Raw genomic sequence first — 23,998 nt, 5'->3', positions numbered from 1 at the left:
TGATATAATAATAATAATTCAAATTACATGGTAGGTGAAAATTTATGAAAAACTATAATATTAAAATTTATTATTTATATCACAGCAGCTTTGCAGTAGAAACTTTAAATCATTTTTTAATATTTGACTACTATAAAGATTCTTTAAACTCCTGCAAACACACCTTAGAAAATGGACTCATTTCTAAAGATATTATAAAAGATAAAAAAAACATCTTAGTCTTCTCCTCTCACAGCCATCCTGATCACTTCAATCCAATAATATTGAAATGGCAAGAATCAAACCCCAATATAAAGTATATATTTAGCAGTGATATACAAATCACCAATTCTAAAAAAAATTACTATAGCTTATCTCCCTATGAAAATATAAATTTAAATAACGTATATATAAAAGCTTATGGTTCTACAGATATAGGTGTGTCCTTTTTTATAAAAATTGATGGAGTGAGTATATTCCATGCTGGGGATTTAAATTTATGGTACTGGAAAGAGGATTCGAAGGAAGAACAAAAAACTGCCAAAGAAAATTTTGAAAAAGAAATAAGCACATTAAAAGATGAAACTATAGATTTTGCATTTTTCCCTTTAGATCCAAGACTTGGAGAATATTATTCTTCTGGGGGAGAATATTTTATAAATGAACTTAAGCCTAAATTTTTTATACCAATGCACTTTTGGGATAAATATTCCATCACAAAAGACTTCGCAGAACTTACGAAAAATAATTCTTCCAGATCTTTAGTTATAACACACAAGGGACAATTATTCGAATTTTAAAGTTATAAGAAAATTTGGCTAAAAGTTAAGAATTAAGAGTTAAGAATTAAAAGTTATGGATGATTTTCTTTCGCTAAAACTTCAGAAAATCTAAAATATAATTTCTTCGAAACTTTAAATTTAAAATTTTTCGCAACAAAGTAGAGAAAAATTCTCCTTCACTCTTCATTCTTAATTCTTAACTAATAACTTATATTAAATAGTTCCTGTGGAACCAAAACCCCCTTCTCCCCTTTCTGTATCCTTTAACTCCTTTACTTCCTCTACCAATACCCGCTCTACTGGTTTTACAACCATCTGAGCGATTTTCATACTTTTTTCAATTAGGAAATCTTCCTGGCCTAAATTTATCATAAGAACTTTTATCTCACCTCTATACCCTTCATCTATAGTTCCCGGTGAATTTAACAGGGTAATACCATGTTTCAGTGCAAGTCCACTTCTTGGCCTGAGCTGACCCTCTGTATTTGTTGGAAGTTGAATTTTTATACCTGTGGATACTAATTTTCTTTCCATAGGTTTTATTAAGACTTCCTCTACGGAAAACAGATCAAGACCTGCATCTCCTTCATGGGCATAGAATGGTATAATAGCTTTTTGGTTAATTCTTTTTACTAATAACTTCATAAATAAGTAACTCACCCTTTCAAATTTAAAAATGTTAATGACTCACTTCCCATCCAATTGCAAAAACTCCTGAGGCCAAACTTATCCTGCTTACTATTTTTTCTATACACATATCATTTTTTCCCATGCTCATAACTTTGGATGTTACAAATACAATTCCAGGGGTCTCAGTATTATCACTTTCCAAATTTCTGAGCACTACTTTTTCTTCAGCTACCATGTGCATTAAAAGAGTTCTTATATGAAATTCCTCGTTTTCATCACACTTTATGCTTATGGTATACAAATAATACTCTTCTTCATTTTCCGGTGATTTTATTTTATATATAGCCTTAGATATAGGGCCGGACAAACTATTGAAAATTGCTATAACCAATGCCCCTATAAAAGCATAGGTAAAATCACCTACACTTGTCAATACTCCAATTGCCGCTGTACACCATAATGTAGCTGCAGTATTTAACCCTTTTACAGTAAATCCATCTCTCATTATTACACCGCCGCCCAAAAATCCTACACCGGTAACTACCTGGGCTGCAATACGTGTTTTATCTCCTGTATCTATTAAAAAAGAAGAAAATACAAATAAACAGGAACCTACACACACTAATGCATTAGTATGAATTCCAGCTATTCTATGTCTATATTGTCTCTCAATTCCAATGACTGCGCCTAAAACAAGAGCTATGATTACTCTCAACAAAAAATCTGTTAAAGCCATTTCCACTCACCCCCATTTAGTTTTGATATATAGACTATATATTATTCAAAACTTCAATAAATATTGATTAATTTGCACCTGTAATAAACAAAATAAAAAATTGTTTGACATATAGTATATCACAAATTATAGTTAAAGTAACAAATTTCCAACATAAATATTACATTAAAATTAAAAGACATTAAAAAAATCCCCCATGAAATTTTATGGGGAATCACCTGAATTATTAGTCTGCTTCAACAGTAGTATCTGCCGCCTCTTTAACTTCTCGGGCTTCTTCACTGCTTAATTGTCTTTCTGCTATTATATCCTCTATTAACTCCTTAGTTTCCATAAGTTCTTCTAGAGACATAGATTTATAACTTTTAGATGTATTTTTACATACTTCTATTCCTTTTTCCTTTAAGAAAGAATCTACCTGTCTTTGATTCCTCCTATATATGTAATATCCTACTGTACATACTCCTACCCCCACTAATGCCCCTTTAATATGAGCGCTGTTAATTGCTTGTAACATGATTTTTTCCTCCTTAACGTTAAACTAAATAAAATTTATTTTAAATTTAAAAATTATTTACTATAATTTCGCTGCATTTTTTATTAAAATTGTCATGTCCGCCTCTATTTGTGCCCATTCCATATTTATTCATAAGTATATTACCACCACAACAAAAATTTTGCCTATCAATGAAATTGGTTAAAAATGCCCTTACAAAATTCATCTTTTTATACAATTCATCTCCATGATAAAGAGATATTTGAAAATAAATTTCATTTGTACATACATCTTTAAATTCTTTAACTTTTATAGACAATTCATCATAGCGAAAATCCAATATATGTCTGCCGAAAGTAGTTATCCAGGTAAGCGCAGATGCCCATATAAAGTTCTTCTTACCTATGGAATTCAGAAGATACATAATAGAAACCACCTCTGGATCAAATGCACCTTTTTCATTTATTTCATTGTATCCATGTTCTACTATAGCCCCTGCCGTAGTACCAAGGGCAGCCCAGTTCAATAAATCTCTTATATTCTTATTTGAATTCACCTCTAAAAACTTTATAGCTGCAGCTGCTATAATGAAGCCCACAGAATACATGGCAAGAGAAGGTATATCTCTTGTAGGTGTATTACTTACCAATTTTACTGGCACCATATCATACTGTTTAGAATAGCTAATTACCATTCTTAAAATTACTTCTTCTAATTCTATTTTTAACAAGTTATAATGTATAAGTACAGATTTAGTAACAGGATTATACTCTACTCTCTTTACTCCATCTCTTTCCTCCATTTTAAGAATAGCTTGTTTTACATCTCGCAGCGGATGAGATAACTTTAATCTTAATCTATTATTTGTTCTATATAAAATTGTTATTTTAGGTTGTTCCATCTATATACCCCTTTCCATATTATGAAAAAGCAATCTTAACGAATTAGAAACTACAAGTATGGTACTTGAATTATGGAGTACCGCACCCCAAAACACAGGAAGTACTCCTGCGGCACTCAACATAAGTCCCAAACTATTTATACTTATTACAAGACCAAAATTTTGTCTCACTATATTCATAGTTTTGTTTGATAAATCTATAACAGAAGCCAACATCATAGGATCATTTCCTTGAATACTAATATCCGATGCTTCTAAAGCTGCGTCTGTACTACTTCCCCCAAGGGCTATTCCTACATTGGCATAAGCAAGGGCAGGTGCATCATTTATACCATCTCCTACCATTACAGTTTTTGAACCCTGGGATTGAACTTTTAATACAGTTTGGACCTTATTTTCCGGAAGAAGTTCTGCTTCATAACTATCTATGCCCATTTTATCTACTACTATTTCAGCCTGCTCTTTTAAATCTCCTGTAAGAAGTATTATCTCATCTATACCTTTATGTCTTAAATTATTTATTGTTTTTCTCATGTTATCTCTCATCTTATCCTGTATTCCAATAAGTCCAATTAGTTTACTGTCAAAAGATACATATACTATACTTTCCCCACTTGATATAAGCATTTCTTCTTCACTTTGTAAGTTAGAAGTATTTATGCTATTTTCCTCCATAAAAGCTTTATTACCTACTTTTACTACTTTTCCATCTAGAGTGGTTTCATTTCCTCTACCTACATAAGTAATAATATCTCCATGTTTTGGAATTTCCATATCCAACTGAGCTGCTTTTGTGATAATGGCTTTAGCCATAGGATGACTGGAAGTTTCCTCAGCAGCCACAGCTATTTTTATTATATCTTCTTGTGCAATAGTCTTATCTGTTGGAATTATGGTAACTATTTGAGGCCTGCCTTCAGTTAATGTTCCTGTTTTATCAAATATCAATGTATCGGCTTTGGAAAGAGCTTCAATATAATTTCCGCCCTTTATAAGCACTCCATTTTTAACTGCCGTATTAACAGCTGCCGAAAAAGCAGTAGCTGTTGACAGCTTGGTTCCACAGGAATAATCTATAATAAGCATATTCAGTGCCTTAAAAACACTTTTTGTTGCCAAATATGTTAACCCTGCAAAAACAAAATTGAATGGCACTAAGTAACCAGCAAATTTATCTGCATAATCCTGTATAGCAGCCTTTTTAGAAGCCGCTTCCTCCACAAGATGTATTATCCTGGATACTACTGTATTATCACCAGCTTTTTCAGTTTCAACAGTTATATTTCCATTTTTAATCACACTTCCTGCAAATACATAACTCCCTGTCTTTTTTACACTTGGTTCAAATTCTCCAGTTATAGACGATTCATCTATAATTGCTGTTCCCGATAAAACCTTGCCATCTACACATACCTTTTCCCCTGTATGTATTGCCACAACATCTTTTTCCTTTATACTTTTTATTGAAACCTTTCTAACAGTTTTGTCCCCTAACTGTTTCCATACATACTTCTCGTTTAAATCAATCATATTTTTTATAGAGTCTCTGGTCTTTTCCATGGTGTATGCGGTTAAAAGCTCTGCTACATCTGACAATAGTATTATTGTCAGGGCTGATACATCCTTCCCCAAAAGTAAACTTGAAATAATTGAAATTATAGTTAAAGTATCTGCATTAGGCTTTAAAGAGTGTTTGAAAGAACCTATTCCAGTCCTAAAAAGAGGAGCTATTAGCCCCATACTTACTAGTGCTGGTATTGTGGTGAATTTGCTAAGCATAGATGTACCTTGCACTAAATTCCAATTTTCTTTTGTAATTAAAGAGTAACTTAAAGTTCCTACATTTACAGCTACCCTTTTTAGAATATCCTTAGCGGATTCTTCTCTTACTTCCTTTACTTTTGATATTGTATTTTCTATATCCTCTCTTTCACCTTTATATACAGTAATTGAATATCTGGAAATAATCTCTTGTAATAAATTCAAAATCTCATCCTGAGATATTAATTTTCTATCATAATATATAAGTACATTTTTAGTTACATTATTCACTTCAGCACTTTTTATATACTTCATATTGGTTAAATTTTTTTCTATTTTATGATTAAATTTATTCAAATATCCAAAAGCCCTACAATTTATCCGTACTCTACCTGGCATAGTGTGTACCACATTACATTTAAATAGAGGCATATTTTTCCTTAGTATCATCAGTATCATCTAACATCCTCCCCCGTTAAAAAGTATCAAATATTATGAACAGCATCTTTAAGCTGCTGTTCCACTGCAGCTACAACATATTCTAGATTATCCTTACCATAATTTTTAATAAGTTCAAAATTATCCATACCCACTTTTATTATCACATCTATCCATTTTAATATTTTTCTCTCATACACCTTATCTACATGGTATTCTATAAGTATAGTTCCTATAAAATGATTAAAATCAACTTTCTTTATACCTGGAAGCATGAATATGGCACTTTCTAAATACCTAGTATAATAACAATATTCTTCCGGTATATTTGAAACATTTACCAATTTTAACCTTATCCTGCCGGGCATACTATGAACAATCTTTACCTTGGTGAAATGCTTGAAAACATATTTTTTTAGATTTTTCATAAAATTCCTCCTTTATTTAATAGTAGAATAAGCCCACCATAAATAACTTATGCCACTAGGCCGTACTTGCGAATTTTTTATACATGATTTCATACCAGATATAAGCAATGCCAATGTAATTACTGAGTCAAAATCCACTACTCCATTGGTTTTATTATATACTGCTAAATTAAGGCTATTTTTTAAATTATCTATTTCCTTTTTTATTAAACTTTCCTTATTATCATCTATGCTGTGCTCAAGTCCAAGAAGCTTTATAATAATTCCTATTACAAGTACAGGTTTCATTTCTTTTATATTAAAATTTAAAAGTATTGTTCCTGTAAAAATATTTATATCTTTTATCTCAATAAATTCAATTTTGCTTAATTGAGTCATAAGAACTTCTTTTGCCTCTAAATTTTCTTTTAACACAGGTATATATAATCTTATTCTTCCAGGCATATAATGTCTTATTTCTAGAACTCCTTTAAAACTTGGTATATTAGCATATGTATTTTCATAACCCAAATTTTTACTTCCATTTTTATTTATAATCCCATCAACGGCAAAGAATGCCAAACTATATAAAATATATTTTAAAATTGCATTATTCAACATATCACCTCTTCTTTAAATTTTAACTTCACTAAAATATATTTATTGCAAGCAACAATAACGATTATCATTATCATTTATTTCTAATTATAATGTAGAATTTGTTATAATGTCAAACTATATTACATATTTTATGGATTATTTTCATTGTTATTTTCCAATATACCCTATCATTTGCCTTAAATAGACAAAAAATCTGTAAATATAGTAAATTACATTTACTTATTTACAGATACAAAACCACTGTATTAAATTTACAATACAGTGGTTTTTATGTAATATATTTTCAATTGCTTTATTTTTTATACTAAAGTTTTAATCCTATAACAGTTATATCATCTCTTTGAGGAACACTGCAAAGTTTTTCTTTGATATTATACTCAATAATGTTCCTTTGTTTCTCCATTGGCAAATGATAAATGCTTTCAATAAGTGATATAAAGCCTCGCCTGCCCATTCCGCCCTTATTTTTCTCATAATTTTGATCTAGGAATCCATCAGTAGTAAAGTAATAAACTCCACCCTTAATGTACGGAACCTCCACATTTTCATAATGCACATCCTTACCCCTGGAATATCCAACACTATATTTAGAGCCTTTTACAACCTGAGTATTCCCACTTGAGAGTACAAACATATTTAATTTAGCACCTGAAAATACCAGCCGCTTATTCTTTTTATCAATATATAATAATGCCACATCAGCCCCATCATTTATTTTAGAATCCTTTTGTTCCTGATTCAATGCATCTTTAATTCTTGCATTAATTGCCATCAGCATCTCTGCTGGCTTATCATAGCTAAACTCTCTGGAAATTGCATTTAGTATGGAGTTTACCATCATACTCATAAATGCTCCTGGTACCCCATGGCCTGTACAATCTGCTACAGCCAAAAGTGCATGATCTTCATCTCCTTTACCCCAAAACACATCTCCACCAACTGTATCCCGTGGCTCCCAAATTGAAAAACAATTTTCCTGAGGAATTCCAAGCCCTAGGCCAATATCTGGAATAATTGCATTTTGAATTATTCTAGCATACTCTATGCTTTCCATAATAGTTTGATTTTTCATTTCCAACTCACTAGTTCTTTCTTCAACCTTTTTCTCAAGGGATCGACTGTACTCCTGAATAATATCTGCCATCTTGTTAAAACTCTGACTAAGTTCCCCAATCTCATCTTCTGATATAACATTTGTTCTTACCGACATATTGTCAGAAGAAAAATCTTTTACAGTATTATTAAGTGATCTTATAGGTTTTATCATCGTGTCCATAAGCTTTATCATAATAAAGAAAGCTATGAACATTGACACCAAGAAAGCACCTCCAAAACCTAAAAGGAGCTTTTGAAGCGGTTTTTTATATTCGGATTTATTTATAACAATACCAAAATACCACCCATTTGAATCAATTCTGCTAAAATTGAAAAACTCTTCCTTTCCATTGTAATCTCTTAGCTCAATTTTATTATTTATGCCTTTTGTAAAAAGAGTGCTAACTAGTGTTTTGTAATCCTTCCAATGAATTTCATCTAAAGATCTAAATCCATTTTTAGTTGGTAAAAAAGCTAAATTAGGATGTGCAATGATTCTACCTTTATTGTCCAAAAGTACTCCGTAGCTGTTCTCAGCGACTTTAGCTTCACCCACAACTTTTACTACTTCTGTAAGATAGATATCAGCTGCAAGTACACCAATCACTTTATTATTACTTTTAAGAACTTTTGCAACTGTAATAACCAGCTTGCCAGTCATAGCATCTACATAGGGTTCAGTAAAAATCACTTTATCTGATTCACGTGCCATTTCATACCAAGCTCTTCTTGTAGCATTATAGCCACTTGGAGGAAGCCATCCCACGCCAGAAATCAGTGCTGGTGTGTTACCTTCAAATGCAATATAAAAATCAAGGACCTCATCCTTGTGTATTTTCACTTTATTTTGCAAGAGCTTCAACAAGTGAGAGGAAGTAAAATCTCCAGAAGCCTCTATATCCTGAGATAGTGAATCAATTACAGATTGATGATTATTGAACCAGTTATCTATTTCTGCTGAATTTCTAAGAACAGCCTCATGAACTCTCTTATCAGATAAATCGGAAGTTATATTATAAGATACAATATAACTAAAAATGGACACAACAAATAGTGAAATAAGACAAATAGCAAGTCCTATAAGAGTGTATTTTACTTTTATACTTTTAAACCTCAGTACCATGAATTCTCTCCTTTTTACACATTCACCCTATTTCTTCCACTTTCTTTTGCCCTGTAAAGAGCTTTATCAGCTATATACATCAGATTCTCAGGAGACGATTTTTCTCTAGGAATGGTTGCTGCAACACCTATAGATACGGTAACAATGCCATAACATTGAAAACCCTCATGCAAAATTTGTAGTTTTTCTATTTCCTCTCTGATCTTTTCAGCGATATATTTTGCTCTTCCTAAATCTGTCTCTGGCATTAGAACCACAAATTCTTCCCCGCCATATCTTGCAACAATATCCCTTGATCCATTAATATCCTTTTTAAGACATTTTGAGATAAGCTTAAGGCATTTATCTCCCTTCAGATGTCCATATGTATCATTGTAATCTTTAAATTTATCAATGTCTAACATAAGTACTGACAAAAAACATTTACCTCTAGCACAACTTTCCCACTCTCTTATCAGTAATTCATTAAAAAATCGCCTATTATATAGATTGGTGAGAAAGTCTACCTTTGAAACTTCATCTAACGAACGACATTTATCACTTAATTCGGCTCCAATTATATCTGACATTTTTATAACTCGCTTAGTTTGCTCCAAGAGATTTTTAAATTCTACTAAAAGCTCCCTATATAATACCTCATCTTTCTTCGTTTCAATAAGTCCAGTTTCCAATATCTTCTGGGCCTTTTGTAATACTTCTTCTTCTTTTCTAAAAATTGAATCCATAATATTTCATACTCCCTATTCAACTAAAATATTAAACTTTACAAATTCCACATCTTCCATAAACTCTTCCCCACACTCAATGGCTGTTTCATTTTCTTGTGCAGCTCTCCAATTGATTACAATATTTTTTCCACTACTAACTGCCTGATCTAGAAGAGTGAAAAGTGTCATATAGATCTTAGAGGTACTAGAATTAAAATAAATTATTTCAAACTCCACCTGGGTCGCTTCTCTTCCTATTTTCTCCAAATATTCTTTAATCCAGTTCATTACTGGTTCGTAAAATTTTGCTGCATTTTCTGGAAAAGACTCTCCTGAAACAATTAGCTTCCTCATTTCATAGTTAAAATTAATATGTGGTGTAGAGGCTGTTTTTTCAATTATTAAATTATTCATATTGCATTACCTCCTTGAAACCGTAACTTTTATGGTGAAAAACGAAAACTCTTCATCAAGTTGTTCAAAAGAGTATTGAAGAGGTTTCCCGGACTTTCTTGCCATTTCAATAAGTCCAAGACCTGCACCTTTGCTGCCTTCTGGAAGTTCCATTTTTCTTCGCTTTCTGTATAGGGCCTTTAATTCTTCTTTTTGAAGTCCACTAATCTCATTAATTTTATCTTGAATATTTTTCACATCTTCATTGAAAATTTTATTACCACAATACACATAAAATTGCTGGTCTTCTTGTCCAATAACTAGAACCCCTACTCTAAGTTCTTTTTCAACCTGAACATCATTTACAATTCTATCCACAGAGTAATTTAAAATATTTTGCATTTGTTCAATGAAAACGGAAAATATTGATTGCGAAACGCTCATTCTAGTTTCTTCAATTTCTAAATCTAGTCTTAATGTATGTCCTATTCCTTCAATGGTAGCCTGTGAAATTGGCCCACAATAATAAAATATAATTTTATCATTTTTAGCATTTTGATATAAGTCATGAAGATCAAAAAAATTATTTCCCATAAACAATTTTCCTCCATAAAACAATTTTTATCTCAATTTTTAATTTCCGCATTTATCCTAAAACAAATTATTTCTACAAAAAATCAACTCTAACATTTATACATTATACCATTTGTACACATTCTTTTTCAATTTTTCACACAACTAACATTGAACTAACTTATTTAAGAATCTTTAGCATTATTTTTTTCTAAATTCAGAAGTTATCTTCAATCCTTATATTATCTTTGAACACAAAACAAGGTGCGTTGGCCCAAGAATTCTATGTTCTCCACCAACGCACTAAATAATATTTTTCATTTACGGCAACCTATAGTATTTTTTCCAATGAATTCATGTCCGTTATAGGCTCTTTACATGTAAAGTTTTCACAAATATATACAGTAAGTTTTCCTCTTATAGCCATATAATTTTCAATAGACGGACATATATTTTTTAAATCTTTATTTAAATGAGAATATAAAAGTGAAATAGTAAATGGATTATATTTTCCATTCATTATATCCAGTACTTTCTTTGCTTCATTAATGTTATCCCCTACAGATATGATGACCTGCCTTGTAGGATATCTAGAAAACAATAGTGCTGTTAATGAAAAAGAACATGATATTGGAGAAGATTCTATTTCATGTGCAAAACTTTCAAATAACTGTTTAACCTTATCTTCAAATTCATAACTTGTAGTCAAATGAGATAACCTAAGCAAATTTAGTGCAGCAGCAGAATTGGCACAAGGAGTAGGTCCATCATATATTTCTTTTGGCCTAATGATTAATTGTTCGCTATCTTTTCCATAAAGAAAAAATCCTCCGTCTTTACTATCCCAAAAAAGTTTTAAGAAATCTTGGTTAAGTTCCAATGCATTTTTTAGATACTCCGGATTATAGGTTGTTTCATATAATTCTATTAATCCCCATATTAAAAATGCATAATCATCTGCATAACCTGGAAAAGAAGCTTCTCCTTCACGATATCGTGCCAGAAGACGTCCATCTTCTCTAATTAAGTTCTTATAGATAAAATCTACAGCCTTTTTTGCTGCTAAAGTATATTTACTATTGTTCAAAATTCTTCCCGATAGTGCCATAGCTGCAATCATCAACCCATTCCAGGAAGTTAAGATTTTATCGTCTTTATGTGGATGCACTCTCTTTTCTCTGTAATTAAATAATTTTTCTCTGCAATTTTTTATAAGCTGTACATCCTCCTCTAAAATAGAACTCCCTATTAGATTAGGCACATTTTTCCCCTTGAAATTACCCTGTGATGTTATATTAAAATAATGACAAAATTTACTTCCTTGCTCTTCCCCCAGTACATCCTTTATCTCTTCTATAGACCACATATAAAACTTTCCTTCTTCTCCCTCAGAGTCAGCATCTTCTGCAGAATAAAAGCCCCCTTCTTGTGAGGTCATATCTCTTAAAACATAATCAAGTATCTGCTCTGCTACCTTACAATATTTTTTATTTCCTGTAACCTGAAAAGTCTCTAAGTAAGCCATAATAAGTAAGGCATTATCATATAGCATTTTTTCAAAATGAGGTATAAGCCATTTTCTATCTACCGAATAGCGGCTAAATCCATAGCCTATATGATCATATATCCCGCCCCTTTGCATAGAGTCCAGAGTTTTTTCTACCATTTGCAGGGCGGATGCATCCTTAGTTTTATAAAAATATCTTAGAAGAAAAAGCAGATTATGAGTTGAAGGAAATTTAGGATAAGCTCCAAAGCCTCCATATGAATTATCAAAGCTGTGTTTAAATTCCAAGAAAGCTTTTTGTAAAATGTCTTTAGACAATTCCCCTGATGAATTTTCACTTAAATTATCTATTAAATTTAATATATTATCCCCTGTTTGTAGAATCTTGGTCTTGTCGTTTTTCCATACCTTTTGCACATACTCTAAAATACCTGTTAGCCCTAAAGATTCTCCTACATTACTTTTAGGAAAATATGTACCTGCAAAGAAAGGCTTTTGTTCTGGAGTCATAATTATTGTAAGAGGCCATCCTCCGCTGCCTATAAGGGACTGGCAAACTTTCATATAAATACTATCAATATCAGGTCTTTCTTCTCTATCTACTTTTATTGAAATAAAATGTTGGTTTAATATATCAGCTACTTCACTATCTTGAAAACTCTCTTTTGCCATAACATGGCACCAATGACATGTTGATTTGTGTACCCACTAAGAATACCCAATAGATAAAAATATAGGCTTATCTTCTGATTTAGCCTTATTAAATGCTTCCTCTCCCCACGGATACCAGTCAACAGGATTATTAGCGTGTTGAAGCAAATACGGAGATTTTTCATTTATCAATCTATTGGATGTACTTGTTAGGTTCATAAAACCACCTCCTCTAATTAAAAATACGTTCATATATATTCTATCCTTAAAGTGGTGTTATATGTACAATAAAAGATACACAGAACCTTTAACTTATATTAACCCCTTATAAAAAATGCCGTTAAAACCTATAAAGTAAAGGAATTATCGGCATGTTACCATGCATTATAATCTCTGTTTAATACTTGCAGCCTAGTAAATATACTTTTTTACCTGTTCTAAATTTTCATATTCTAAAATATTATCAATTATAACTTCTAATGTTGGCACATCTAATTTTTGTATACCTTGTTTTAAATCATCTGGTATTATACCAAATTTTTTAATCAAATATATCTTTAAGTGAAAATTTCAAATCATTAAAAGCAATACTTTTATATTCTTCATTTTTAGTTAGATTGGAAATAATATCATAATTCCCATCGATTAAACCATATTGTATAACCTTACCATCCTGGTGAACAATATTATACTCCTTAACACCAAACTTTTCATATACCAAAGGTTTTACAAATAAATCATTACTTGCTGTGGTTTTTGATAGCACCTCAAAAATAATGGCTGGAATGGAAATGTATTTTTCTCCTTTTGTTTTACCATTACACATAACAAAAACATCTGGTTGATATTCATATTTTGAGTTTTGATTTTCAAATATAATTGGTATTTGTTCCGATTGTACTTTACATTTAGTACCCTTAAAGAATTTTTTTAACTCAAATACAAGATTATTGACTATATCATTATGCTTAATACTTGTTGGAGACATATTAAAAATTGTACCGTTATGATATTCAAGTTTGTCATCACTTTCTGATTGCAATTTTAAAAATAACTCATAATCTTCATGAGGGTTTGTTATATTCATACATACTCCTCCTTATTATCAAATGCCTCGTATGTAATCTTTAAAATTAAAATGAGATAATAAAGCACATAGATTATATTCCTGTGCTTTACTATAATTTAGCTTAGATTTATTGTTAATATGTACATAAAAAATAATTTACACTGTATAATCTAATATTCAAATACACCCATATTTTCGCATAAATGAATTGTAAGCTTCTTATCTTTTAATATTTTTTTATAGGAACATAAAAATTCATTTAATTCTGGATCCTGAAGATTTATCTTTTCAGTACTTTCCAAAATGACCTTTTCTTCATTCATGAATATGGATAGATTATTTACAGAATTATTTATGGTATATGTAGTCATCACAGTATTTCCTATGCCTGTTTTATATTTTTCCTGAAAACTTAAGGTTTTTCTAATAGTTTCATAATCAGCTCCTTTTTCTAAAGATGGTATATCAATTCCCATGCTCTTCATCTGTTTTTCTATATCCTCTATATTAAACCCATATCTTTTCATAAGTTCCTTTTGGATATTAAACAGCTTTTCATGAGATATATTATTCTTTTCCATATACTTTTGAATTTTTTCAGAAAAATCTGCCATAGTAAGCTTGCCTTGAGACATATCATAACTAAGTCCATATACATAATCTTCAAATTTCTCCACATCTTTTTCTCTAGCCCTATTTTTAATATCATTAAAATCTACAATTCTATCGTCCATAAAACTCCCTCCTTAGAATATAATTTAAGTCTATGCTATAACAGCCTTCAATACTATAATACTATATATTACACTAAATTTCCTCTTTATACTGTAGATATTAGTATTTTAAATAATAAAATTAATAATTTCAATTAACATCATATTTAACTACTTTAAATCATATATTTTTTCCAAGTATCAATGTTAATAATAATTATACTTATAATTAAGGAGATGATTTGAGTTTGGAATCCACTATTATCTTAATAGCAATATTAACTGCTTCTGTTCTTGGAAAGGCTAACTCCGTGGCACTAGCTACCTGTTTTCTTCTGATTTTAAAACTTTTGAATGTAGATAAATTTGTATTTCCCTATGTACAAGAAAATGGATTGTTTTGGGGGGTAGTAATACTTATTGCTTCTATTTTAATACCCATTGCCAGTGGAAATGTAACATATACAAATATTAAGGGTGTTTTTACCTCATGGCTTGGATTATTTGCCCTTCTGGTTTCTCTTTTTACTACTTATTTAAGTGGACTTGGCATGCAGTATTTAACTGTTCAGGGTCACAGTGAAATTATGCCGGCCTTAATTTTAGGAGCAGTAATTGCTGCTGCTTTCTTGGGAGGTGTTCCTGTAGGTCCTATGATAACATCAGGATTAATTGCCCTAGGCCTAAAACTATTTCATAAAATAGGCTCTTAAATACACCTAATTTATTATTTAAATCTGTAATATTTTATGAAAAATACAAAAACAATTACTTGTATTATAAAATTCAAAGGATTATACTTTTATATATAGATATATAGAAAACGTTATAATGAACGTATAGACTTAATTGCTGTAAACTTAAAATAAATAATTAAAAAGGATGTGTTTTATATGACAAAGAGAAAAATTCTAGTACCTTTAGATGGAACTGATCGAAGCATGCATTCTCTTGATTGGCTAAAAAAATTATTTGAAAAAGATGAAGTACAAATAACCCTTATGAATGTTGTAGAAATGTTTATGGCAAAAGATACCATTATAAAAGATAAGATGTATAGAGCAGAGCAGTCAAGCCATAACGTTTTAAGTAAGGCAGAAAAAGAGCTTGAAGGCTATGAAGTTGAAAAATATTTTACCTTTGGTTATGCAGATGATAAAATTCTGAAAAAAGCAGAACAGGATAAATTCGACATGATAGTTATGACAAGATCTACAAAGACAGCCCTAGACAGGATGATTGGATCTGTAACCAGTAAAATTATAAAAAATTCAAAGACTTTGGTTGCCATTATTCCAGAATAGGTTTCATATAAACTATAATCTTGTTTATATAACACAGTTATATAGCCAAATAATAATATTAACTAAATGTTTTTAACCAAATAATATTTGTTATAAAATTAACTTGTAATTTTGTAACATTATTGCAAAACATATAAAAAACATAACATGCAGAAATCATCACGTAATATATTATTTTAGGAAGGATGTGTTTTACATGACAAAGAAAAAAATTTTAGTGCCATTGGATGGAACTGACCGAAGTATGCATTCTCTGAGCTGGTTGAAAAAATTATTTAAAGAAGACAAGGTTACAGTAACACTTATGACCATTAAAGAAATAGTTATAGCAAATGATATAGCTATAACAAATTCCGTTATAGAACAAGCACAAAAAGATATGGACAGCATATTAAATAAGGCTGAAGAACAACTTAAAGGCTATGAAATTGAAAAATACAGTGACTTTGGCTCTGCCCCTGATAAAATATTATTAAAAGCGAAACTAGACAATCATGATATAATAATTATGACTAAATCTAATAAAAAAGGCTTAGCTAGAATGATAGGCTCTGTAACTAACAAGGTTTTAAAAAATGCCAATACATTAGTTATAGTTGTTCCAGAATAAAAATATGTACATGCAATTAGGGTCATAATACTTTGAAAATATTATGACCCTTAACATACCCAAAAGTAAAATTATCTAGCAGGATTATGCATTATTTAATCTCCTCAATTTAAACTTTCCAACCTGTTCCCTCATAAGTTCTGCCTGGCTTGAAAGTTCTTCACTGGCAGCTGCACTTTCTTCAGAGGTAGCAGAGTTCTGCTGTACAACTTCAGATACCTGCATTATTCCTCCTTTAATTTCTTCAAGACCTGCAGCCTGTTCACTAGAAGCAGCCGCTATTTCCCTTACAATATTATCTATATCCATAATTCCTTTTACAATTTTATCAAAGGCTTCTGATGTCTCACCTACAATTTTAGTACCCCTTTCTGACTTTTTAATTGAATTTTCTATTAAAGAAGTAGTTTCTTTTGCAGCATCTGCGGACTTTGCAGCTAAATTTCTTACTTCTTCCGCAACTACCGCAAAACCCTTGCCATACTGACCTGCCCTTGCAGCTTCTACAGCAGCATTTAAAGCTAAAATATTTGTCTGAAAGGCAATCTCATCTATAACTTTTATGATTTTATATATATTACCAGATGCCGTACTTATTTCATCCATACTTTGAAGCATTTCCTTCATATGTAAACTTCCTTCATCTGCACTAACTTTAACATGTTCTGTAAGTTTATTTGCTGCATTTGAGTTATCTGCATTAAATTTTGTATTTGAAGAAATTTCTTCTAAAGAAGCTGTAAGCTGTTCTATTGAACTGGCCTGCTCAGAAGCCCCCTGAGAGAGAGATATACTGGAATCAGATACCTGTCTAGAGCCGGTAGCTACTTGATCTGCTGCAAAGCTAATACTTGTCATAACTTCATTTAAGTTGTCTGCCATATTTTTAAAACTATTTTCAAGTACCCCTATTTCATCTTTTGAATCAACATTAATACAGACATCAAGGTCTCCCTGTGCAATTTTATTAGCAGACTCCATAATTTGTTTAATAGGTTTACTTACAGATGAAGAAATAAATACTCCAAGCAGCACTGAAACCAATACTCCCACACACATCAAAGCAGTAACTAATTCTTTCACTGTTCTGGCAATTTCATTGTTACTTTCAGAGAAATTCTTTGCATTACTTACCTTAAGAGTTGCAATTGATTTTAAAGCATTTTCCATATTGCTCTGTGGTGTTTTAAGGTCATTATAAATCAAATTTAGAGCCTCTTCATTTTTACCATTTTTGCACATATCAATAATTTTACTAGATAATTTCATGTAGTTGACCTTGGCTTCCTTAAGTTCTCCGACTTTTTGTTTTCCTAAATCCGTTATAAGGGTTTTTGAGAATTCTTCCAGCTCATTGTCAAAGTTATCACTATTTATATTTACCATATCTGCATACTTAGCAATATCATTTTGATTCTTTGATAAAACTACATCTCTTAGAGCAGTTCCTATATTACTATAAGAACTCCTAATTGTAACCAGCTGTTCTAACGGTTCCGTCATTTTTTCATACAATTGATTATCCAGCGCATTCATCTTACTTATACCATTCATCCCAAATAGGCTGATAATAACTGTAATCATTACAATCACACCAAAACCTATAAATAATCTAATCCCTATTTTAAAATTATTAAACCACTTCACAACTTCCACCCCTTCAGTATCAAATAGTATCTACTAAACCATCTCTTTCTTCATCATCTAATAACTTATTACAATCTAAAAGCAACCTTATGCTATTTTGCAGCTTTCCTATGCCTTTTATAAACCTATTTTTCCCCTTTCCTATTTCTGGAGGATCTACAATTTCTGAATCAGGTATATCTATTACTTCCGATACACCATCAACAATTAAACCTATGGAAATACTATCAATTTGTATTATTACAATACATGTCCTATCATTATATTCCCTGTATTCCTCTCCAAATCTCAGCCTTACATCCATTACGGGTATAATTTTACCTCTCAAATTTATTATTCCTCTAATATATTCAGGCAGTTCTGGCACTTTACTTATGGACTGAATTCCTATTATCTCAATGACATATTCAATTTCTATACCATAAAATTCATTTGCCAGTATAAATATAAGGTACTTATCCTTTTGTGTATCTTCTTCCTGTTTGATACAAACCTCACTTATAAACTCACTCATATTTACAAATCCTTTCACTATAAATTATTTCATCCGATCGCTACCATTGCTAACACCCCCATCGCACTCTATGAAAGCGATTCACACAAAATTAAAAATTTTGGTTCTCTGCTTTTCTATCAAAGTGGGGAATAAGCACTGCTACGCGCCTGGATAAGTTCTTCTCCTAAAGGATAACGTATTCTAAGTGCTAAAGACACTAAGAATACTGTTAATAAGGTTCATTTGGAGAGAGTCATCCCTATAAGCAAACTCCATCTGAACCTAAGAATCACTTGATAAACAATATTTCTTAGTATCATTACACCCACTGGCTATAGCTGCCAGTTCTCCTATGTTAAGTATTAAACTAATACTTCCATCTCCAAGCACTGTACAGCCGGATATGCCCTTTATATTCTTCATTTTTTTTATATAGTTAGGCAAAGGTTTCACTACCACTTGCTGCTGACCTAATAATCCATCTGCAAATATACATATAGACTTATGTTCATGTTTCACCATGACTATTATTCCATCTGTCAATTTCTTAACATTTGTTCTAAGGTTGTACAAATTATGTATACGAACTACAGGATAGCACTGTCCCCTCACCATTATCATTTCTTCTCTCTCAATATGAAAAATTTCGGTATGTTTAGGTCTAAAAAATTCAGTTATAGCCGTAACAGGTATGGTATAGTGAGAATTTCCTACTTTTATATTTATCCCATCTATAATAGCAAGGGTACTAGGTATCTTTATAGTTACAACAGTTTTTTCATTATGTATGCTGTGAACTGTCACCGTTCCTCCAATATCTTTAATATTTTTCATTACCACATCCATACCCACACCACGTCCACTGAATTCTGTTACATTTTCCTTTACAGAAAATCCCGGAATAAATATTAAATCATAGATTTCCTTATCACTCATCTCATGTTCAGTTTTTTTTATCAGCCCCCTCTCACGAGCCTTTCTTAAAATCTTTTCTTTATTAAACCCTGCCCCATCGTCTTCTACAGTTACAACAACATAGTTATCCTGGTTTTTGGCTTCTAAAACAATTGTTCCAATTTCATTTTTCCCTAGGGCTTTCCTGCACTCTATGGACTCTATTCCATGATCAATAGAATTACGCACCAGGTGCATGAGGGGATCTGAAATGTGTTCAATTATATTTTTATCTACTTCTGTATCCTCTCCAATCAATTTTAATTTAACTTTTTTATTTAATTTTTTATTCATATCGTGTACTATACGGTTCATTTTACGAAAAACTCCATACATAGGAAGCATCCTTACAGACATTACCGTATCTTGAATCTCAGCTGAAATCTTACGAAGTTGTCTTGCAGATTTTCGAAAATTATCAAGCTTTAATCCATTTAAGTCTGGATTTTCAGTGACCATAGCTTCTGCAATAACCATTTCTTCTACTAAATCCATAAGCTTATCAAGTTTATCCACCTTTACACTTATAAAATCTTGCCCAGTTGATTTATCTGAGATGTTATTTTGTTTACTTACATGTTCATTTGAAACAACACCATTGTTTAAGGTGTTATTTTCCTTTAGTTTAGAAGCGGGATAAATCTCTTTATCCACTTCTATTTGTGTAAGTTCAAATCTCCTTAAAAAAACTGTATGCTTTAAAATTTCCTCAACTTCTTCATAAGATTTATTACACTTTATGAATATTTCAAAACCTTCATTACGTATTAAATTACAAGTGCTGTCATCCTCCATTATATTCTCAGGCCTATAATAAACTTCTTCTGAAAATTCCCTAAAAGTATCTACAACCGTATAAGCTCTTAAATTTTCCATTTCACAATTATCCTGAAAAAATATTGTAGCTTTGTAGGAAAAATTACTCAAGTTAACATTAGATTTATTCATTCCTTGGCTGTACGAAGCTTCACTTTCTTCACAAGGATAACACTTTTTTAATTTTTCAAGAAATCTTTTATTTTCATTTATCATATGGTCACATCTGCCATCAACTTTGCCTCCAATTCTTATTTTCTCAAGTTCTCCCTTTACAAAGTCTACACATTTTAATATTAAATCAGATAACACTTTATAATCCAAATTTTTAGGCTTAGTTTCCCTGATAAAATATAATAAATCTTCTACAGAATGGGCAAGCATTGAAATATAATTATAGGACATCATGGCTGAAGATCCCTTAACTGTATGTACAATACGAAAAATCTCATCAATAACTTCCTGACAACAGCAATTTAAATTTTCATTATCTAATATTAAAGTTTCAAGTTTATCAATGAACCCAGATGTTTCAAATATGTATAATTCAACCATAGGATCATTGGAATATTTATTTGACATAATTAATTACCTCATTACATTAATATCTAAACAAACATTATCTTATTAAGTGTTTCAACTAATTGTTCTTCTTTAAACGGTTTCACAATAAATGACTTAGCACCATTTAATACAGCTTTTTTTACCATAGTTTCTTGTCCCATGGCAGTTACCATGACAATTCTAGCATTATTATCATATTTTTTAATTTCTTTAAGTGCTTCAATACCATCCATATCACGCATGGTAATATCCATGGTCACAATATCAGGACTATATTGCTTATACTTTAAAACCGCAGCCATTCCATTTTCAGCTTCTCCAACAACTTCAAAACCATTTCTTTCAAGCATGACCTTTAAGGACACCCTCATAAAAGATGCATCATCCACAATAAGTACTTTTGACATAAAAATCCTCCTTATGTTATATTTAGATATTTAATTTCGTGTAAAAACTTATTTTTATAAAAAAATAAATTATATTATAAAAATAGATTAAACATAATATTATGTTCTACATTTATTACATTTTTCCTCTATTTTTATAAACTTTTATATGAATTTAACTGTAATTACAAAAAAAATTGAATTCTATTGTAAAATTATTGATTTTTTGCAAAAAAAACAAGAGTCTTATTAAAGACTCCTTTACTGTTTTTATAGGCAATAATCATCTTACAACCTTCTAAATTTTTCAGGTTTATATCCATGCTTTCCACTTAAAACATCATCAATGAGGCTAATTAACTTTTCCTTATCTTGAGATAAGGTTCCACTTAATGCAACATAATTTGATGCGTGGTTGCTTCTAAAGATACAATTAGTTGCATCAATATTTTTAATAAGTTCTCTGGTTTCCAGCATAATTTCTTCTGGATTTAAAAGTTTGAACTTTCCACTATTAATATCTTCATACATTTGGGTTCCAGGTTCAACCATAAGAGTTAAAAGCCCTACATAGTCTGGATTTATAGCAGTTATAACCCTAGCAGATTCTCTGGCATTTTCTTCTATTTTATCTTTTCCCCCTATACCTGAAATGAATGTAACAGAAAGTTTGATGCCACTTGTTTTAATCTTTTGTCCTGCTTCTATTATTTCCTTAGAAGTAACACCTTTTTTTATTTCCTTTAGTATTACATCACTTCCACTTTCTATTCCCATATAGAATATTCCCATACCTATATCTTTTAATTTTTTAAGTTCATCAGGAGATTTTCTTAAAATATCTGATGGAGTAGCATAGGCAGACACTCTTTTACATTCTGGAAATAATTCTTTTATTTTAAGCAATATCTGTGTCAATTTTTCCATTGGCAATACAAGTGAATCTCCATCTGCTAAAAATATGCGCTCTACATGTCCATACATTTGTCTGGCTTCATATAAATCTCCGTATATCTCTTCTAAACTTTTTATTCTGAATCTTTTAGCTTTATACATGTTACAAAAAGTACACTTGTTATGTGCACATCCCACACTAACCTGAATTATCAAACTATAAGCTTCACTAGGCGGTCTGTATACAATACCTTCATATTTCATATAATGCATAACTCCTTTCTAAACTTTACCTTTAATCTAATTATATCTTTAATTACTTAAGGACTCAAATTTTACTTTATATCTAGGACTTATAAACTTTCTTTGAATTTATGGAGTAAGAATAATTATAGCCCCCGCTTCCATTATCCACTGCCGTAATATATACCTCTGCAATTATAGTATATCCTTGAGAACCATAATTACCTGTGGAGTTAATGGTAAATTCTTTTGGATTTGATTCAGTATCAATATCAATAATTTTAGCAGTATAAACTTCCATATTATCTCCATAAAGTCCGTGGGCATTATAATGGTTAGTTATTGATTCATTAAGAGATACGCTGCAATTTTTATCAATAATATCATTTATAAAATCATAAATACCCGTTTCAGCACTGTAATAAGCTCTGGTATTATTGAAAGTATCAGAAGCCACTCTATTACTTTTAACGCTGGTATCTACCATAAATGCAGCTAACATAAAAACTACCATCATTATAATAATTACTATTACCAGGGCAGAACCTTTTTTTTTCATAAAAACTCCCCCACTCCCATCTATGCAGTACAATAAATAATAAAAATCCAATCTATCTATTTATATTAACAGCTGTGGAACTCGTAATTTGTATATCTCCCTCTGAAGCTGAAACTGTAATTAAAATTAACTCACTTTCATTATTGTTTGAATCCCCTTGGCTTATTCTAACTGAATCTATGTTAAGACACTTATCAATATTAGCATTACTTTGTACATCATTTAAATTCAAGGTTTTGCTTGATTTATTATAATCTATATCATGGGTTAAATCATTGGAATCTAAATCAATTATAACTTTATTACCTGACATCACTTCAGTTTCAGTAGGTATAGTTATATTGGTAAAACTATAATTTCTAATTTCATCAGTAATCATACTTAAAGCTTTATTTACATTATACTGAATATCTATATTATTGTTAAAACTAAATGACTGTCTTATCTGAGAAAAAAAAGTCTGATAAAGATACACTGAAAATATAGTAAAAATAGCCAGAGCTATCATCAATTCAACTAAAGTAAATCCTTTCTTTTTCATAATTCCACCTTAATTTTTTAAAAAATGTGACGTTAATACTACTTCATTATTTGCATCAGAAACATTCTCACGTACTCTCACAGTTATTTGCAACAGATTTGGAAAACCAGAAACAGCTTCATATTGTACCACCACATAATATCCATCAATTGGCTCATAATCATTATTAGCATAGTTACCCACACTAGTTGTAGTAGTCTTAAATTTTTCCAGAAGTTTTTGTGCTTCCATCATCATATTTTGTTGCTGAACCTGAGTATTCATATTTTTATTTGATGTAATATTAAGTCTCACTATAAAAGCAGACAATATTAGAAATATAGCAATAGCCATCATAATTTCTATATAAGTAAAACCTTTGTTTTTCATTTAAATTACCTGCCTTTAAATCTATTTACCATT

At 30.8% G+C, this 23,998-nt stretch carries 26 protein-coding genes and 1 pseudogene; 4 read left to right on the top strand and 23 right to left on the bottom strand.

Features of this window, described 5'->3' with window-relative positions; translation table 11 throughout:
- Positions 1-44 precede the first annotated feature (44 nt).
- Positions 45-779, top strand: coding sequence for an MBL fold metallo-hydrolase (locus ACJDU8_RS07840; RefSeq protein ID WP_406791599.1), 735 nt, complete (start codon positions 45-47; stop codon positions 777-779).
- A gap of 195 nt (positions 780-974) precedes the next feature.
- Here ACJDU8_RS07840 and dut read toward each other — a convergent pair whose 3' ends face one another.
- From dut to ACJDU8_RS07765, 15 genes and pseudogenes are all read right to left on the bottom strand, one after another.
- Positions 975-1,406 carry a dUTP diphosphatase gene (dut, locus tag ACJDU8_RS07835; protein ID WP_406791598.1) on the bottom strand — a complete coding sequence of 144 codons (432 nt, stop codon included), beginning with the start codon at positions 1,404-1,406 and terminating at the stop codon, positions 975-977.
- A gap of 34 nt (positions 1,407-1,440) precedes the next feature.
- Positions 1,441-2,127 (bottom strand): MgtC/SapB family protein, encoded by a 687-nt coding sequence (locus ACJDU8_RS07830; RefSeq protein WP_406791597.1) that lies wholly within the window; start codon positions 2,125-2,127, stop codon positions 1,441-1,443.
- Between the two features lie 226 nt (positions 2,128-2,353).
- A complete protein-coding gene (locus ACJDU8_RS07825; RefSeq protein WP_406791596.1) occupies positions 2,354-2,644 on the bottom strand; it encodes a hypothetical protein in 291 nt (96 codons plus the stop codon).
- A 46-nt stretch (positions 2,645-2,690) separates the two neighbouring features.
- Positions 2,691-3,524, bottom strand: a complete 834-nt coding sequence (locus ACJDU8_RS07820; protein ID WP_406791595.1) for a hypothetical protein — start codon at positions 3,522-3,524, stop codon at positions 2,691-2,693.
- The gene (locus ACJDU8_RS07815) at positions 3,525-5,744 is read right to left on the bottom strand and encodes a heavy metal translocating P-type ATPase (protein WP_406791594.1); all 2,220 of its coding nucleotides are present in this window, start codon (positions 5,742-5,744) and stop codon (positions 3,525-3,527) included.
- 26 nt (positions 5,745-5,770) lie between these two features.
- On the bottom strand, positions 5,771-6,151 hold the full coding sequence (locus ACJDU8_RS07810) for an HMA2 domain-containing protein (protein WP_406791593.1): 381 nt from the start codon (positions 6,149-6,151) through the stop codon (positions 5,771-5,773).
- Between the two features lie 12 nt (positions 6,152-6,163).
- On the bottom strand, positions 6,164-6,751 hold the full coding sequence (locus ACJDU8_RS07805) for an HMA2 domain-containing protein (protein WP_406791592.1): 588 nt from the start codon (positions 6,749-6,751) through the stop codon (positions 6,164-6,166).
- A gap of 304 nt (positions 6,752-7,055) precedes the next feature.
- Complete coding sequence (locus tag ACJDU8_RS07800; protein WP_406791591.1) at positions 7,056-8,969, bottom strand: SpoIIE family protein phosphatase; 1,914 nt, start codon at positions 8,967-8,969, stop codon at positions 7,056-7,058.
- 14 nt (positions 8,970-8,983) lie between these two features.
- Positions 8,984-9,694 carry a GGDEF domain-containing protein gene (locus ACJDU8_RS07795; RefSeq protein WP_406791590.1) on the bottom strand — a complete coding sequence of 237 codons (711 nt, stop codon included), beginning with the start codon at positions 9,692-9,694 and terminating at the stop codon, positions 8,984-8,986.
- Between the two features lie 15 nt (positions 9,695-9,709).
- Positions 9,710-10,090: a DUF1987 domain-containing protein gene (locus tag ACJDU8_RS07790; RefSeq protein WP_406791589.1), complete on the bottom strand. Its 381-nt coding sequence runs from the start codon at positions 10,088-10,090 to the stop codon at positions 9,710-9,712.
- A gap of 6 nt (positions 10,091-10,096) precedes the next feature.
- Positions 10,097-10,663, bottom strand: a complete 567-nt coding sequence (locus ACJDU8_RS07785) for a SiaB family protein kinase (RefSeq protein ID WP_406791588.1) — start codon at positions 10,661-10,663, stop codon at positions 10,097-10,099.
- A 310-nt stretch (positions 10,664-10,973) separates the two neighbouring features.
- Positions 10,974-13,019, bottom strand: a pseudogene (locus ACJDU8_RS07780) (thioredoxin domain-containing protein).
- 192 nt (positions 13,020-13,211) lie between these two features.
- Complete coding sequence (locus tag ACJDU8_RS07775; protein ID WP_406791587.1) at positions 13,212-13,349, bottom strand: DUF4351 domain-containing protein; 138 nt, start codon at positions 13,347-13,349, stop codon at positions 13,212-13,214.
- Entirely contained in the window at positions 13,342-13,887 is a 546-nt protein-coding gene (locus ACJDU8_RS07770) for a Uma2 family endonuclease (RefSeq protein ID WP_406791586.1), read from the bottom strand. The genes ACJDU8_RS07775 and ACJDU8_RS07770 overlap by 8 nt, the downstream gene beginning before the upstream one ends.
- 152 nt (positions 13,888-14,039) lie before the next feature.
- Entirely contained in the window at positions 14,040-14,603 is a 564-nt protein-coding gene (locus ACJDU8_RS07765) for a DUF3867 domain-containing protein (RefSeq protein WP_406791585.1), read from the bottom strand.
- Between the two features lie 227 nt (positions 14,604-14,830).
- On the opposite strand from ACJDU8_RS07765, the gene ACJDU8_RS07760 reads away from it, so the two are divergent.
- From ACJDU8_RS07760 to ACJDU8_RS07750, 3 genes are all read left to right on the top strand, one after another.
- Positions 14,831-15,295 (top strand): DUF441 domain-containing protein, encoded by a 465-nt coding sequence (locus tag ACJDU8_RS07760; RefSeq protein WP_406791584.1) that lies wholly within the window; start codon positions 14,831-14,833, stop codon positions 15,293-15,295.
- A gap of 180 nt (positions 15,296-15,475) precedes the next feature.
- Complete coding sequence (locus tag ACJDU8_RS07755) at positions 15,476-15,886, top strand: universal stress protein (protein WP_406791583.1); 411 nt, start codon at positions 15,476-15,478, stop codon at positions 15,884-15,886.
- Between the two features lie 196 nt (positions 15,887-16,082).
- A complete protein-coding gene (locus ACJDU8_RS07750) occupies positions 16,083-16,496 on the top strand; it encodes a universal stress protein (RefSeq protein WP_406791582.1) in 414 nt (137 codons plus the stop codon).
- A gap of 84 nt (positions 16,497-16,580) precedes the next feature.
- On the opposite strand, the gene ACJDU8_RS07745 is transcribed toward ACJDU8_RS07750, so the two are convergent.
- From ACJDU8_RS07745 to ACJDU8_RS07710, 8 genes are all read right to left on the bottom strand, one after another.
- Positions 16,581-18,143, bottom strand: a complete 1,563-nt coding sequence (locus ACJDU8_RS07745; protein ID WP_406791581.1) for a methyl-accepting chemotaxis protein — start codon at positions 18,141-18,143, stop codon at positions 16,581-16,583.
- Positions 18,144-18,162: 19 nt separating this feature from the next.
- Complete coding sequence (locus ACJDU8_RS07740) at positions 18,163-18,657, bottom strand: chemotaxis protein CheW (protein ID WP_406791580.1); 495 nt, start codon at positions 18,655-18,657, stop codon at positions 18,163-18,165.
- Positions 18,658-18,921: 264 nt separating this feature from the next.
- On the bottom strand, positions 18,922-20,991 hold the full coding sequence (locus ACJDU8_RS07735) for a chemotaxis protein CheW (RefSeq protein ID WP_406791579.1): 2,070 nt from the start codon (positions 20,989-20,991) through the stop codon (positions 18,922-18,924).
- A gap of 26 nt (positions 20,992-21,017) precedes the next feature.
- Positions 21,018-21,380, bottom strand: a complete 363-nt coding sequence (locus ACJDU8_RS07730) for a response regulator (protein WP_406791578.1) — start codon at positions 21,378-21,380, stop codon at positions 21,018-21,020.
- Positions 21,381-21,647: 267 nt separating this feature from the next.
- Positions 21,648-22,517, bottom strand: a complete 870-nt coding sequence (locus ACJDU8_RS07725) for a radical SAM protein (RefSeq protein WP_406791577.1) — start codon at positions 22,515-22,517, stop codon at positions 21,648-21,650.
- A gap of 82 nt (positions 22,518-22,599) precedes the next feature.
- Positions 22,600-23,055, bottom strand: a complete 456-nt coding sequence (locus ACJDU8_RS07720) for a PilX N-terminal domain-containing pilus assembly protein (RefSeq protein ID WP_406791576.1) — start codon at positions 23,053-23,055, stop codon at positions 22,600-22,602.
- A 52-nt stretch (positions 23,056-23,107) separates the two neighbouring features.
- Complete coding sequence (locus tag ACJDU8_RS07715) at positions 23,108-23,596, bottom strand: PulJ/GspJ family protein (RefSeq protein WP_406791575.1); 489 nt, start codon at positions 23,594-23,596, stop codon at positions 23,108-23,110.
- A 9-nt stretch (positions 23,597-23,605) separates the two neighbouring features.
- Complete coding sequence (locus ACJDU8_RS07710) at positions 23,606-23,965, bottom strand: type II secretion system protein (RefSeq protein ID WP_406791574.1); 360 nt, start codon at positions 23,963-23,965, stop codon at positions 23,606-23,608.
- Between the last annotated feature and the right edge of the window lie 33 nt (positions 23,966-23,998).

Origin of the sequence: Candidatus Clostridium eludens (assembly GCF_045310515.1) — a bacterium.
GTDB lineage: Bacteria > Bacillota > Clostridia > Clostridiales > Clostridiaceae > Clostridium_B > Clostridium_B eludens.
Note: the sequence above shows the minus strand (reverse complement) of the source record. Positions and strands in the feature narration are given on the sequence as shown.

Excerpts from the sequence above, each read along its gene's own strand:
- ACJDU8_RS07715 (WP_406791575.1), bottom strand. The coding sequence starts at position 23,596 with ATGAAAAAGAAAGGATTTACTTTAGTTGAATTGATGATAGCTCTGGCT.
- ACJDU8_RS07795 (WP_406791590.1), bottom strand. The coding sequence starts at position 9,694 with ATGGATTCAATTTTTAGAAAAGAAGAAGAAGTATTACAAAAGGCCCAG.
- ACJDU8_RS07720 (WP_406791576.1), bottom strand. The coding sequence starts at position 23,055 with ATGAAAAAAAAAGGTTCTGCCCTGGTAATAGTAATTATTATAATGATG.
- ACJDU8_RS07805 (WP_406791592.1), bottom strand. The coding sequence starts at position 6,751 with ATGTTGAATAATGCAATTTTAAAATATATTTTATATAGTTTGGCATTC.
- ACJDU8_RS07820 (WP_406791595.1), bottom strand. The coding sequence starts at position 3,524 with ATGGAACAACCTAAAATAACAATTTTATATAGAACAAATAATAGATTA.
- dut (WP_406791598.1), bottom strand. The coding sequence starts at position 1,406 with ATGAAGTTATTAGTAAAAAGAATTAACCAAAAAGCTATTATACCATTC.
- ACJDU8_RS07790 (WP_406791589.1), bottom strand. The coding sequence starts at position 10,090 with ATGAATAATTTAATAATTGAAAAAACAGCCTCTACACCACATATTAAT.
- ACJDU8_RS07750 (WP_406791582.1), top strand. The coding sequence starts at position 16,083 with ATGACAAAGAAAAAAATTTTAGTGCCATTGGATGGAACTGACCGAAGT.
- ACJDU8_RS07735 (WP_406791579.1), bottom strand. The coding sequence starts at position 20,991 with ATGTCAAATAAATATTCCAATGATCCTATGGTTGAATTATACATATTT.
- ACJDU8_RS07800 (WP_406791591.1), bottom strand. The coding sequence starts at position 8,969 with ATGGTACTGAGGTTTAAAAGTATAAAAGTAAAATACACTCTTATAGGA.
- ACJDU8_RS07830 (WP_406791597.1), bottom strand. The coding sequence starts at position 2,127 with ATGGCTTTAACAGATTTTTTGTTGAGAGTAATCATAGCTCTTGTTTTA.
- ACJDU8_RS07810 (WP_406791593.1), bottom strand. The coding sequence starts at position 6,151 with ATGAAAAATCTAAAAAAATATGTTTTCAAGCATTTCACCAAGGTAAAG.
- ACJDU8_RS07840 (WP_406791599.1), top strand. The coding sequence starts at position 45 with ATGAAAAACTATAATATTAAAATTTATTATTTATATCACAGCAGCTTT.
- ACJDU8_RS07825 (WP_406791596.1), bottom strand. The coding sequence starts at position 2,644 with ATGTTACAAGCAATTAACAGCGCTCATATTAAAGGGGCATTAGTGGGG.
- ACJDU8_RS07730 (WP_406791578.1), bottom strand. The coding sequence starts at position 21,380 with ATGTCAAAAGTACTTATTGTGGATGATGCATCTTTTATGAGGGTGTCC.
- ACJDU8_RS07815 (WP_406791594.1), bottom strand. The coding sequence starts at position 5,744 with ATGATACTGATGATACTAAGGAAAAATATGCCTCTATTTAAATGTAAT.
- ACJDU8_RS07725 (WP_406791577.1), bottom strand. The coding sequence starts at position 22,517 with ATGAAATATGAAGGTATTGTATACAGACCGCCTAGTGAAGCTTATAGT.
- ACJDU8_RS07755 (WP_406791583.1), top strand. The coding sequence starts at position 15,476 with ATGACAAAGAGAAAAATTCTAGTACCTTTAGATGGAACTGATCGAAGC.
- ACJDU8_RS07710 (WP_406791574.1), bottom strand. The coding sequence starts at position 23,965 with ATGAAAAACAAAGGTTTTACTTATATAGAAATTATGATGGCTATTGCT.
- ACJDU8_RS07785 (WP_406791588.1), bottom strand. The coding sequence starts at position 10,663 with ATGGGAAATAATTTTTTTGATCTTCATGACTTATATCAAAATGCTAAA.
- ACJDU8_RS07770 (WP_406791586.1), bottom strand. The coding sequence starts at position 13,887 with ATGAATATAACAAACCCTCATGAAGATTATGAGTTATTTTTAAAATTG.
- ACJDU8_RS07765 (WP_406791585.1), bottom strand. The coding sequence starts at position 14,603 with ATGGACGATAGAATTGTAGATTTTAATGATATTAAAAATAGGGCTAGA.
- ACJDU8_RS07740 (WP_406791580.1), bottom strand. The coding sequence starts at position 18,657 with ATGAGTGAGTTTATAAGTGAGGTTTGTATCAAACAGGAAGAAGATACA.